Source organism: Methylosoma difficile, assembly GCF_054657615.1.
In genome coordinates, this window is sequence record NZ_BAAHYJ010000001.1 from 236,849 (window position 1) to 250,066 (window position 13,218).

The following is a 13,218-nucleotide window of genomic DNA, read 5'->3' on the forward strand; positions in this document are numbered from 1 at the left end:
CACTTGGGATATCCGTTTATAACACGATAAAAACTTAGCCTTGGATCAACAATGAGTCATTTTTCCCTCACCGCCATTTCCCCCATCGACGGTCGCTATGCCGACAAAGTCAACCTGTTACGCCCCGTGTTTAGCGAATACGGTTTGATCCGTTACCGCGTTGAAGTGGAAGTGCGCTGGCTGCAAGCCCTGGCAAAACAGCCGCTGATTAGCGAAGTCGCACCATTTAGCGAAGCCGCCAATGCCTTGCTCGACGGCATCATCGACAATTTTTCCGAAGCCGATGCCCAACGCGTCAAAGACATCGAGCGCACCACCAACCACGATGTCAAAGCCGTGGAATATTTGTTGAAAGAAAAAATCGCTGGTTGCGCCGAATTGGAGCAAGTCAGTGAATTTATCCATTTTGCTTGCACATCTGAAGACATCAACAACTTGTCTTATGCGCTGATGCTGAAAGCAGGTCGCGAGATTATCGCCGCGCAAATCTCTGACTGCATTAGCGCGATCAAAACCATAGCTACCGATACGGCTGACCAACCGATGCTGGCGCGTACTCACGGGCAATCCGCCACACCGACTACCGTCGGCAAAGAGTTTGCGAATGTCGCTGCTCGTATGCAACGCCAATTAAAGCAATTACAAGCGGTTGAGCTGTTGGGAAAAATCAATGGCGCGGTCGGCAATTACAATGCCCATAGCGTGGCTTATCCCGATGTTGATTGGGCGGCATTTGCACAAAATTTTGTGGAATCGTTGGGTTTGACGTTTAACCCTTACACCATCCAAATCGAACCGCACGATTACATCGCCGAATTTTTCCATGCTTTGTCGCGCTTCAACACCATTTTGTTGGATTTTGACCGCGATGTCTGGGGCTACATTTCCTTGGGCTATTTCAAACAAAAAACCATCGTTGGCGAAGTCGGATCATCGACCATGCCGCATAAAGTCAATCCGATTGATTTTGAAAACTCCGAAGGCAATTTGGGCTTGGCGAACGCACTGTTCGGCTTTTTGGCGGAAAAATTACCTGTTTCCCGTTGGCAACGCGATTTGACCGATTCGACTGTGTTACGCAATATCGGTGTCGGCATTGCCCATACCAGCATCGCCATTCAAGCGTCGTTGAAAGGCATTTCGAAATTGCAGTTGAATGCCGATGCTTTGGAAGCGGATTTGAACGCCAACTGGGAAGTGCTGGCTGAACCGATTCAAACGGTCATGCGCCGTTATGGTATTGAAAAACCCTATGAAAAACTGAAAGAACTGACACGCGGGCATCGCATCACGCCTGAGCAAATGCAGGTGTTTATCAACAATCTGGACATCCCTGCCGAAGCCAAAGCCGCATTGTTGGCGCTGTCGCCACGCAACTACACGGGCTACGCTGAACAATTGGCGAAAAATCTCTAGCTGAACTTTTGTCAAACATCCACACTCTTGTTGACAGTTTCTCGTGCTAGCGCAACCTCTTCGCAGCTTGTCATGACCGCATAGAACCCTATGCGGTCTTAAACCAACCCGTTTTTCCACATTCAATGAACCTTTTTGCCCGTACTTTTGTTGTTATCGCCAGCTTATCTTTTGGCCTATCCGCTTGCAGCCCATCGTTAAACCACAAAACAACAACTGAGCCGTTGCAGACGCTTAAACTCTTCCCCACGCCACAACAACCCGCCAGCAGCTTCCCTACCAGCATTATCGCATCGTCGCTTATCCATGTCGGTAAGGATAAGGCGCGGGTGATTGTGTCCGTTGCCAATGGCCTAATTGCCGCACTGGATGCCAATACAGGGCAAACCGATTGGCAATTAATGTTGCCCGCTCCGCAAGGTGGAGAAGTGCAATTGATTTCCACCCCCGTCATGATCGGCGACAAACTGGTCGTGCTTTATCAATGCTTAGAACAAGCTGTCCGTACCAGCCACCGTATGGCAGTGATTGACCTTAACCGCCACCAGCTTGATCCAGGCCTGCCAATGTTGGAAATTAATGCCGAACAAACGGCTTCCGATGGCAAAGGCAAAGTGACTTTCAATACTAAAACGGCGTTTTCCCATGCCGAACTTAAGCACTTTAAACCCGCGGGCGCCAACTTAGGTAAAGTGTATGCGGGCTTTGGCAGTTCGGGTGACGTACAACCGTTTCACGGCTGGCTGTTTGAGGTCGACTTGGATGCTTGGCAGCAACATGGCGTTAAACAAGCCATCAGCAATATTTTATTAGTCACGCCAGAAGCCGATTGCCCTTCTAAAATGGAATACGGCACGCAAGAGATGATTTGCGGCGGTGGCATCTGGTCACCCACAGGTATTGCCGTTGTGCCGTCGGGTAAAAACGACGCCGAAATTTTTATACCCACCGGTAACGGACAAGTGGACATTGCCCGCCACGATTACGCCAACTCGGTGCTAAAAGTTAAGCCAGGGCTGCAATTTACCGATGGCTGCGACCTTGATTTATGCAAAAACTTCAATCCCAAGCAACCCGATGAAGCATGCATCAGCTCTTGCAGCAACCTGTTCATCCCGCGCTTGGCGCAAGGCAATGCCCCCATCAAACCGGCTGACGGCGAATGTGATGATAAAGATTTTTGGGAATGTATTGCTTGGCTGGACTTTGACTTAGGTGCCAACACGCCGGTCAAAATCACTTTAGCGAATGGCAAAGACTTGTTGGTACAAGCCGGTAAGGACGGTGGCGTTTATCTGATCGACGCCAACCATTTGGGCAAACAGTACGACCGCCTGCAAATTGCCGAACTGTGCGGCACCAAAACCGATGGCTGCTCCAGAACCTGGATGGGCATGATTGTCACCGAACCACAACACACCATGATTGACGGCGAAGCGGTGGTTATCGTGTCAACCTTTATGCCCGACAAAAGCCACCCTGCGGGTTTAGTTGCACTAAAAATCACCGAAGAAAATGGCGTGCCTAAATTCAAACGCTTTTGGCAATTCCCTGATGCCAAGAGTCCCGAAGCTTTAACCACCTTTAGAAGCCACCCGTCCACTCCCACGCTGACACAAAACGCCGAAGGCGATGCCACGATATGGATTGTCGATATTGGTCAGCAAGGCACGCTGTATGGGGTTCGCGTTAAAGACGGGCAGTTACAGATCAAACAAACCCTGCAAGGCACAGGACGGCAACAATCCAGGCCTTTGTTCTACAGCAACACCGTTTACATTGCTTCGGTAACGCCATCGACTGGCAAAGCATTTTTAGAAGCTTACCGGATTATTGGCAACCACTAATCCTATCGTGCCGACATTTTTATTGGGGGACGTTGCCAAGTTTGTTTTTGCGGATATACTCAGGCTTGCTTATGCTTGGCTTAGGCAAGCCTAAGAAGCGGTTGAATTATTTTAAATTTCAACATGATATAAGCCGCCTCCACAAAAACAGGATGGCGAATCAAGAACACCGATGTCGATCCCAGACAAAGCCAAGCACAGTTTGGCAAACTTAAATAAGCAATGAATTTTGGTTTCGACCCCTAAAACAAAACGTTTTATTTGGAGAGAACGATGAACAAATTAGCAATCCTTATCACCGCTTTGGCACTCAGCTTTAGCGCAGGCGCATTTGCCGACGAAAGCGTCAAATCTGCTTTAGAACACGCAAAAGAAGCCGTCGTACACGGCAAAATGGGGCATGCGCCTATTTTAGTCGAGCATGCCAAAGCCGCCTTGGAAGATACTTTAGCCGCCGCCATCACCACCAAAGGCCAAGTGAAAACCCATGTGGAAGCGGCTTCCAAATCCTTGCAAGAAGCCATCGACCACGGCACTTTAGGCCATGCCGAGATGGCGACCAAACCCGCTGAAGAAGCGGTTGAACATTTAAAAGCTGCTAATAAATAAAGAAAACAGGCTTTAAAAACAGCAACGGGCGGATTTATCCGCCCGTTTTTTGCTTAAAAATCAACCGCCCCACACCAACTCATAACCGCTGTATTTGCGGATATTGATGACGCCGGTATCCAATAGCAAATATTGGCCTTTAATGCCGTGCAACACCCCCGCCACTTCCGGCGACTTATCCAAGTTAAACGACTTCACTTTCAGCGGGTAATTATCCACTGGGTAGCTTATAGCCAACGGCTGTTCATCAGGCAATAACTGCATGGCATCGGCACCAAAACGCTCGCGGATGACCGCCAACTCGCTTTCGCACAACTTAAACAACGCATCACGCGTTGCCAACAAATCGACGAGAGCAGCTTGTGCTTTCAACATCTGCTGCCAGCTGGTCTTATCGCTGACATGCTTGGCAAACGCCACCTCCGCCAACCCCGACACATGCCGCGACAACACTTTTAAAATCGGCAAGGCCTGCACCGCGCCTTGATCCAGCCAACGCGTCGGCACTTGGGTTTGCCGGGTGATGCCCACTTTAATGCCGCTGGAATTCGCCAAATAGACAATATGCGGTTGATAACAAAATGCTTCTCCCCACGCAGGTTCCCGGCAAGTGCCAGCCTCGTAATGACAAGTTTCCGGCTTCATAATGCACATATCGCATTGCGCCAAGGAAATGAAGCACGGGTAGCAATAGCCTTGGTTAAAGCTTTTTTTCATCACCCGTTGGCAATGAACGCAAGTTAGCTTACCGGTAAATTTAAACTGGATGGGCTGACCGACCAGAGGGTTAAGGGCAATGCTTTGCTCGCCGAGCAATAATTCGTACTGGACGGGATTGCCCAGTGTCGCGCGCATTTTGGTGAGTTGTCCTTGCATAAATGTCTCGTATAAAAATCACAGGGCAGAAAAACCGCTTACGGATTCGCCAGCGGCATTTTTTCCCTCAGCTTTAAAAATCGCTGATAGCGGCTCATGGCAATCGCACCGGTTTCCGCCGCCGCCCGCACCGCGCAACCTTTGTCCAGCACATGGCGGCAATTATTGAATTGGCATTCGTCCAGCAAAGGCTGGAACTCGCGGTAGCCGTAGGCCAGCTGCGCTTCCGTCAAACCTGCCAAGCCAAAAATAGCCACGCCAGGGCTGTCGATCAAATCCCCGCCTTCTGCCAGATGGTACAAAGTGGCGGCAGTGGTGGTGTGCCTGCCCAGTTTGGTGGTAGCGGAAATGGCGTTGGTTTTTAAGTCTTTATCGGGGATGAGCGCGTTGGTCAATGAAGATTTGCCGACACCGGATTGACCGGAAAAAATGCTGACCTGATCTTTCAGCGCCGCTTTTAGGGTATCCAAACCAGCGGCAGCAGTGGCGCTAACACGGTAGAGCGGATAACCCAATTGTTGGTAGCCGAGCAATTCTTGTTCGATGCTGTCCGAGGGGGGCAAGTCGGTTTTATTAAGTACCAAAGCGGCGTTGATGTCGCGGTTTTCGCAGACCGCCAAGTACTGATCCATCAGCAGAAAGTCACAAAAAGGCTCGACTGCAAACACCACAAACACCGTATCGATATTGGCGGCAACCGGTCGGGTTTTTTCGTTTCTGGACGGGCGCGACAACAGCGAGCGGCGCGGCAGGATTTGTTCAATGCGGCCTTGGTCGGGCGAAGATTGCGACCAAAGCACCTTATCGCCAACCGCTACCGTGTCGAGTTTACGTAGCGTTTGGCAGAGAATAGTTTTATCGCCCGCCTCGACGGCAATCCCTTGCCCCAAGTGGGCGACCACCAAGCCTTCCAGCAAAGCAGCCATCAGGCACTTTGCAACTTGGTTTCCAGATGGGCAATCCTGACCGCAGCGGGTGGGTGGCTGTAATGGAAGGCGGAATACAGCGGGTCTGGCGTTAAGGTGCTGGCGTTTTCTTCATACAACTTCACCAAACCGCTAATCATTTTGCTGGCTTGGGCGTTATTGGCGGCGAAATCGTCGGCCTCAAACTCAAATTTGCGCTGGAAGTAGGCGGTGATCGGTTGCATAAAGAACGTGAACGACGATGACACCAAGGTAAATAGCAACAAGGCCGCCGCGTTGGAAGGCTGCGCCACGCCCAAGCCGGTAAAGAACCAAGGCTGATTAATCAACCAACCTAACACCGCCAAGCTGATTAAGCTGGTGATGGAAGTGGCGATCAACATTTTAATCACGTGTTTGCGCTTAAAGTGGCCGAGTTCGTGCGCCAACACCGCTTCCAATTCTTCTTCATCCAAGGAGTTGACCAAGTTGTCGAAAAACACGATGCGCTTGTTGTTGCCAAGGCCTGTGAAATAGGCGTTGCCATGACCGGAACGTTTGGAACCGTCCATGATGAAAATGCCTTGGCTACTAAAGCCACAACGTTCCAGCAAACCTTGGATACGGCTTTTTAACGAACCTTCTTCCATCGGGGTAAATTTATTGAACAACGGCGCGATGACGGTCGGGTACAACCAGCTCATCAGCAACGAGAAGCCCATCAAAATCGCCCACGCCCACAGCCACCAAAAGCTGCCGACGCTGTCCATCACCCATAAAATCAAGGCCAATAACGGTAAACCCACCACCGCGCCTAAAGCTGTTTGCATTAAATGGTCTTTAATAAATTGGTTGACCGAACTTTTGTTAAAGCCAAATTTTTCTTCGATGACAAAAGTTTGGTAATAGCTGCTAGGCAATTCCACCACCGTTAAGATCAGAAAGATGCTGGCTGTTGCCAATACGCCCGCCCACAATGGCGAAGAGACTGCCGCTGCCCAAAACTCAAAAGTGGCATTGATAACGCCGCCCAACGTTAACAGCAACAACATCACCAAGCTGACAATATCGTCAATATGACCCAATTTGCCTTTGGCTAAAGTGTAATCGGCGGCTTTTTGGTGCGCCTCTAATGACACTTTGCTTTTAAAGGCGTCAGGCACTGCATTCCGGTGTTTGGCGACATAATCGCCTTGGCGTTTGGCCAACCAATAATGCACGGAAGTAGAAACAGTTAAAGCAATTAAAAAGATAAAAGTAAAGGTGTTCATCATAAGTTAGAATAGCCAGATTTTAAGGGTTAGTCTTAGCAATTAGCCAATGCTACACTAATCGACATCTCATTAATATAACGGAATAAAGCAATGTCACAAGGCGTTCAGCATCTGATCTGGGTTGATTTGGAAATGACCGGACTTAACCCCGAAACCGACCGCATCATCGAAATGGCAACCATTGTTACCGACAAGGACTTAAACATCCTTGCCCAAGGCCCGGTGTTTGCCATCCACCAATCCGACGCATTATTGGCGGGCATGGATGATTGGAACCAAAAACACCACGGGCAATCCGGCCTGATCGAGCGCGTCAAAGCTTCCACCATCAGCGAAGCCGAAGGCGAACGCCTGACCCTTGAATTCCTAAAGCAATGGCTGCCCGAAAGGGCTTCGCCCATGTGCGGCAACAGCATTGGTCAAGACCGCCGCTTTCTAAACCGTTACATGCCTGAACTGGAAGCCTTTTTCCATTACCGCAATTTGGATGTTTCCACGTTGAAAGAACTGGCAGCGCGTTGGGCGCCTGCCATCAAAGACGGTTTTAGCAAACAAGCCAAACATCAGGCCTTGGACGACATTATCGAGTCCATCGAAGAATTGCGTTATTACCGGGAACATTTCCTCAAACTGCCATGAACCAAGTGTTTGCCGTTGCCTTAGGCGGCTCATGTGGCGCGGTATTGCGCTTTTTAGTCGCCAACGGCATCAACCAATGGCTGGGCAAAGGTTTTCCTTACGGCACATTAACTGTCAACATCATCGGCTCGTTTTTGCTGGGCTTGCTGACCGAAGCCTTAATCCTGAACCGCGTGGCTTTTAGCATGGAATACCGTGCCGCCATTTTGGTCGGTTTTATTGGCGCATTCACCACGTTTTCGACCTTCTCGTTAGATACGGTTTATTTGCTGCAACAAGGCAACACCGGCAAAGCACTGCTGAACATCTTGGTCAGCGTCGGCGTTTGCCTGTTGGCCGTTTGGCTGGGCTTGTTGTCCGGCAAAGGCTTGGCAAATGCTACGCCAACCAGCAGCGATGCTCTGCCCTACAGTTTGTGGCTGATGAACGCCATTGGCGCATTCCTGATGGCCGTGGTAATGACACTGCTCTTGCAAAAAACACAGCTCTCGCTAGCCCACCAACTGACACTGGCCTTGATTTTATGCGGCAGTTTTTTGACGCTATCGGGCTTGTACATGGTCTTACATGCGTTGGAACAGACACCGGATGCTAGCTTAAGCAATGCCATTCTGCTGGCATTGGCAGGCAATACCGTGATTTGCCTGTTGGTTTTATGGCTTGGCTATTTGACGGGCAAACAGTTGGCAGCTTTTGATTGGCAGACAAACCTTTAACACAAACATTTATCAAACCCCTAAGGCTACAAACCAAGGTAAACCACCACCATGCTAGACCCCCGCTTATTCAGAACCGAACTTGAGTTCGTCAAACAACAACTGGACCGCCGCAATTTTGCTTTCGATGCTGACGCTTATTCCGCCTTGGAATCACGCCGTAAAGACATCCAAGTTAAAACCCAAGAGCTGCAAAACGAGCGCAACAGCCGTTCCAAAGCCATTGGTCAAGCCAAAGCCAAAGGCGAAGATGTGCAACCGTTGCTCGACCAAGTGCAGCATTTGGGCGATGCGTTAAAAGCCGCCGAAACCGAATTGACGGACATCCAAACGGCGATGGATGCGATCATGGCGGGCATCCCTAATATTCTCGATGCTTCCGTGCCGGATGGCAAAAGCGAAGAATTCAACGTGGAAATCAGCCGCTGGGGCGATGCGCCAAGCTTTGCTTTTGATCCGAAAGATCACGTTGAATTAGGCGAAAAGCTCAAAGGCATGGATTTTGAACTCGGTGCAAAAATCGCTGGCAGCCGTTTTGTGGTGCTGACAGGGGCTTTGGCAAAAATGCAGCGTGCGTTGATCCAACTGATGTTGGACACGCATACTGCCGAACACGGCTACAACGAAACCTATGTGCCGTTTTTGGTCAACGCCGACAGCTTGCGCGGCACCGGGCAATTGCCAAAATTTGAAGCGGATTTGTTCAAAACCAATTTCGATCCAGCATTGTATTTAATCCCAACTGCCGAAGTGCCGGTTACCAACATCGTCAGGGATGTGATTATCGACGCCAAAGACTTGCCGCTGAAATTCGCTTGCCATAGCCCATGTTTCCGTAGTGAAGCCGGCGCTTACGGACGCGACGTGCGCGGCATGATCCGCCAACATCAGTTTGAAAAAGTCGAAATCGTGCAAATCGTCAAGCCGGAAGATTCCGAACAAGCGCACGAAGAATTGACCCGTCACGCGGAAATTATTTTAGAAAAACTTAACCTCCCCTACCGCCGCATGTTGCTGTGCGCGGGCGACACCGGCTTTTCATCTAACAAAACTTACGATTTGGAAGTCTGGCTGCCTAGCCAAAATACTTATCGGGAAATTTCTTCGTGCAGTAATTTCAAAGATTTCCAAGCCCGCCGCTTGCAAGCGCGCTGGCGCAACCCTGAAACGGGCAAACCGGAATTGGCACATACCCTCAACGGTTCTGGCCTGGCGGTAGGCCGCACGCTGATTGCCATTATGGAAAACTACCAAGAGGCTGACGGAAGCATCCGCATTCCTGAGGCTTTGCTGCCTTATATGGGCGGTTTGACCCGCATCGGTTAGTAATCTTTACGCCCGACGTGTTCCGTTGGGCTAACTTAAGGTTAAAACCTTTACGCTGCCATTCTGGTCTACTGAAATGGCAGCATCACAAAAATCAATTCACTTGAACACAAAATCCTTCAGCAATTGCAGCCAAGTTTTTGTTTGATAAAGAATCTGCTAGAAGGACGTGTTTATCACGATTAAAATATTACGTTTTTGGAGAACACTATGAAAAAGGATACGTTATCAACCCTGTTGTTGGTTTCCACATTGGCAACCGGTTGCGCCTCTATGAGCGGCTGGCATCCGATTATCGACCCGCGTATGGATCAACACCCAGAAACAGCCCAACGCGATATGGTTGAATGTAAATCTTTGGCGGAACAAGCATCTGACCTTACCAAAGAAGTCGCCATGGGTGCAGGCGTGGGCGCGGTTACCGGTGCGGCAGGTGGCGCAGCAGTAGGAGCCGTTGCAGGCAGTGCGGCAACAGGCGCGGCGGTAGGCTCTATCTTGGCTATCCCAGCGGGATTGTGGGAAGGCTATCAAGCCAACGAAGACTTTAAACGAGCCTTCAAAAACTGTATGCGCCAGCGCGGCCATACCGTTGTTAATCGCTAACAGCTAGACAATCCAGCCTTGCCAAACTATTTTGCAAGGCTGAAACAAACGAAGCTTAGGCGCTTTAACGCCTGAGCTTTTTTATTGGCTAAATTTTCCCTGCCAACCGGACAGCCCCCCAAAACCTAGCCTGTCGCCATAATTTAACGTCTTAATTACCCTAATAATGCTAACCTTATTAAAATTGTTTTTATTAAGGAGCAGCCATGGGCCCACATTATTTAAGCCGCTTTTTCACCCCACGCAGCGTTGCTATTGTTGGCGCATCCGAACGCATTGACAGCGTCGGTTATCGCTTATTGCTGAACATGCAAGAAGCGGGGTTTGCGGGCAACCTGTTCCCCATCAATCACAAACGCGAGCAGTTGCTGGGCTTAAAAGCCTACCCTGATGTACTCTCCGTACCTGAAGACCTGGATTTGGTGGTGATTGCCACACCCGCCCCGACGGTGCCGGGCATTATGCGCCAATGCGGCGACAAAGGCGTCCAGGCGGTGATTGTCATCAGCGCGGGCTTTGCCGAACTGGGTGAGCCGGGCAAACGCCTGTTGCAAGACGTGCTGGATATTGCCCACCGCTACAGCATCCGCGTCATCGGCCCCAATTGTTTGGGTGTCGCCCGACCTAGCGGTTTGCTGAACGCCACGTTTGGCGATGGCATCATCAAAGACGGAAACTTAGCCTTGTTATCGCAATCAGGCGCGGTCTGCACGGCAATTTTGGATTGGGCGAAAGCGCAGGACATTGGCTTTTCCACCGTCGTATCAATGGGCGGCGCGGCAGACATTGATTTCGGTGAAGTCTTGGATTATCTCGCGACCGACACCCACACCACCGGCATTTTGATGTATGTGGAAGGTATTCGCGACGCCCGCCGTTTCTTAAGCGGCTTAAAAGCGGCAGCGCGTCTGAAACCGGTCATCCTCATCAAATCGGGCCGCCACGAAGCGGGCAGCAAAGCCGCCATGTCACATACCGGCGCAATGGTCGGCGGCGACTCTGTCTTTAACGCGGCGATAGAACGCGCGGGCGTGGTCAGGGTTTACAGCATAGCCGAACTGTTCGCCGCCGCGCGGGTACTCGCCAACAACTACACGCTCAGCGAAGACCGCTTGGCGATCATTACCAATGCCGGCGGCCCCGGCGTCATGTGTACCGACCGCGCCGAAGATGTTGGCATAAAAATGGCGGATATTAGCGCCACCAGCCTCGCAGCACTTAACGCCGTACTGCCGCCCCATTGGTCGCACGCCAACCCGATTGACATCCTGGGTGATGCCACCTCCGAACGCTACCAACAAGCCTTATCCGTGTGTTTGGCAGATGACAACATTGATGGCGTACTGGTGATTTTGACGCCGCAAGCCATGACCAATCCCACCGAAGTGGCGCAATTTATGATAGACGGTGCCAAAACCAGCCAGAAACCGGTATTGGCAGCCTGGACGGGCGGCGCCAAAGTGCAGGAAGGCCGCCTGCTGTTTGCCGATAGCCGTGTTGCCCATTTCAACACGCCGGAAACGGCAGTCGATGCCTTTGCTTTTTTGGCAAGCTATGCCCGCAACCAAATCTTGCTGAAACAAATCCCCTCACCTGCCGATGCGCCCGCCGCGCCCGACACCAGCGGCGCACGGCTGATTATCGAACGCATTTTGTCAGAAGGCCGCGACGTGCTAACCGCGCAAGAAGCCAAAGCCATCCTTGCCGCTTTCCATATTCCGGTGAATGCCACCGTTAAAGTCGCCAACGCCAAAGACGCCATGATCGCCGCCGAAACCTTGGGGTTTCCGGTCGTGCTAAAAATCAACATGCCGGAGTTCAGCCACAAATCCGACATCGGTGGCGTGCGCCTGAACATCCCAAGCGTACAAGAGGTTTCAAGGCACTTTACCGAACTGGAAAACGCCATCAAAAACAAACACCCCGACATCCACGAAGTGGGCATGACGGTGGAAGCGATGGTGAAACCCGCCAGCGGACGGGAGCTGATGATTGGCGTGGTCAGGGACCCCGTCTTTGGGCCGGCGATCAGCGTTGGCCTAGGCGGCACGTTGGTGGAAATCCTAAAAGATACGGCGATAGCCATTCCGCCGCTGAACGCTTACATGGCGGAACAGATGATCGCCAAAACCAAGGCGGCAAAATACTTGGGCGCATTCCGCAATTTGCCGCCTGCCAACCTTAGCGCCGTGGTTGATACGCTTCTTAAAGTATCGGCATTGGTCAGCGAATTGCCCGAAGTGCTGGAGCTGGACATCAACCCGCTGATTGTTGATGAACACAGCGTCATCGCAGTCGACGCCCGCATCAAAGTGCAAACGCCACGCCAGCTGAGCCGCTACACCCACATGGCGATCCACCCCTATCCGCATGAACTGTGCCGTCAACTGCAACTGCCCAATGGCAAGAACATCACCATCCGCCCGATCCGTCCTGAAGATGCGGTCATGGAAAACGAATTTATCAGCCGCTTATCGGAACGCAGCAAATTTTTCCGTTTCCGCCAAGCCTTGCAAGCCTTAACGCCGGATATGCTGGTGCGTTTCACACAAATTGATTATGACCGTGAAATGGCGTTCGTCGCCGTCAGCGAAGACCAACATCTCCCCAAGGAATTGGGCGTCGGACGCTACATGATAAATCCCGACGGACGTTCGGCAGATTTTGCTTTGGTGGTGGCGGACGACTGCCAAGGCTTAGGCATTGGCACGCGATTAATGGCAACGCTCCTGCAAACCGCCAAAGACAAAGGCCTAAGCCGACTGGAAGGCGAAGTGCTGACCGCCAACCACTGCATGTTGGCGCTCCTGGAAAAACTCGGCTTCAGCATAGGCACACCAGCCAACAACGCCGATGCGGTGCAAGTCAGCAAAAACTTGCACGAATAAGGGCGGGCAGCACATAAAAAGCGATTTTTGTGCCAAAAAAAGCGGCAAGCCTGCACATATTCTCCAGATTAGATTAAACTTGCCCTACACATCTTTTTGCCACCTGCCGCCCTAAACCG

At 51.2% G+C, this 13,218-nt stretch carries 11 protein-coding genes; 8 read left to right on the forward strand and 3 right to left on the reverse strand.

Annotated features, from left to right (window positions below; translation table 11 throughout):
- Positions 1-51: 51 nt before the first annotated feature.
- The 3 genes from purB (at position 52) to smbP (ending at position 3,872) form a co-directional block, all read left to right on the forward strand.
- Entirely contained in the window at positions 52-1,416 is a 1,365-nt protein-coding gene (gene purB / locus ACYQ1O_RS01245) for an adenylosuccinate lyase (RefSeq protein WP_459989710.1), read from the forward strand.
- A gap of 125 nt (positions 1,417-1,541) precedes the next feature.
- Positions 1,542-3,263 (forward strand): hypothetical protein, encoded by a 1,722-nt coding sequence (locus ACYQ1O_RS01250; protein WP_459989711.1) that lies wholly within the window; start codon positions 1,542-1,544, stop codon positions 3,261-3,263.
- Between the two features lie 273 nt (positions 3,264-3,536).
- Complete coding sequence (smbP, locus tag ACYQ1O_RS01255) at positions 3,537-3,872, forward strand: small metal-binding protein SmbP (protein WP_459989713.1); 336 nt, start codon at positions 3,537-3,539, stop codon at positions 3,870-3,872.
- A gap of 60 nt (positions 3,873-3,932) precedes the next feature.
- Here smbP and ACYQ1O_RS01260 read toward each other — a convergent pair whose 3' ends face one another.
- From ACYQ1O_RS01260 to ACYQ1O_RS01270, 3 genes are read right to left on the reverse strand one after another with little or no spacing between them, the layout of a single operon-like run.
- Positions 3,933-4,748, reverse strand: a complete 816-nt coding sequence (locus ACYQ1O_RS01260) for a DUF2797 domain-containing protein (RefSeq protein WP_459989714.1) — start codon at positions 4,746-4,748, stop codon at positions 3,933-3,935.
- A gap of 38 nt (positions 4,749-4,786) precedes the next feature.
- Positions 4,787-5,674 carry a ribosome small subunit-dependent GTPase A gene (gene rsgA / locus ACYQ1O_RS01265; protein WP_459989717.1) on the reverse strand — a complete coding sequence of 296 codons (888 nt, stop codon included), beginning with the start codon at positions 5,672-5,674 and terminating at the stop codon, positions 4,787-4,789.
- The gene (locus ACYQ1O_RS01270) at positions 5,674-6,924 is read right to left on the reverse strand and encodes a M48 family metallopeptidase (protein ID WP_459990621.1); all 1,251 of its coding nucleotides are present in this window, start codon (positions 6,922-6,924) and stop codon (positions 5,674-5,676) included. Before ACYQ1O_RS01270 ends, rsgA begins: the two co-directional genes overlap by 1 nt.
- 93 nt (positions 6,925-7,017) lie before the next feature.
- Here ACYQ1O_RS01270 and orn point away from each other — a divergent pair, with 93 nt between their 5' ends.
- From orn to ACYQ1O_RS01295, 5 genes are all read left to right on the forward strand, one after another.
- The gene (orn, locus tag ACYQ1O_RS01275; RefSeq protein ID WP_459989718.1) at positions 7,018-7,566 is read left to right on the forward strand and encodes an oligoribonuclease; all 549 of its coding nucleotides are present in this window, start codon (positions 7,018-7,020) and stop codon (positions 7,564-7,566) included.
- Positions 7,563-8,282, forward strand: coding sequence for a fluoride efflux transporter CrcB (gene crcB / locus ACYQ1O_RS01280; RefSeq protein WP_459989719.1), 720 nt, complete (start codon positions 7,563-7,565; stop codon positions 8,280-8,282). The genes orn and crcB overlap by 4 nt, the downstream gene beginning before the upstream one ends.
- Before the next feature lie 51 nt (positions 8,283-8,333).
- Positions 8,334-9,608, forward strand: a complete 1,275-nt coding sequence (gene serS / locus ACYQ1O_RS01285) for a serine--tRNA ligase (protein WP_459989721.1) — start codon at positions 8,334-8,336, stop codon at positions 9,606-9,608.
- Positions 9,609-9,818: 210 nt separating this feature from the next.
- The gene (locus ACYQ1O_RS01290) at positions 9,819-10,211 is read left to right on the forward strand and encodes a glycine zipper family protein (protein ID WP_459989722.1); all 393 of its coding nucleotides are present in this window, start codon (positions 9,819-9,821) and stop codon (positions 10,209-10,211) included.
- Positions 10,212-10,417: 206 nt separating this feature from the next.
- Entirely contained in the window at positions 10,418-13,099 is a 2,682-nt protein-coding gene (locus tag ACYQ1O_RS01295) for a bifunctional acetate--CoA ligase family protein/GNAT family N-acetyltransferase (RefSeq protein ID WP_459989724.1), read from the forward strand.
- Positions 13,100-13,218 lie beyond the last annotated feature (119 nt).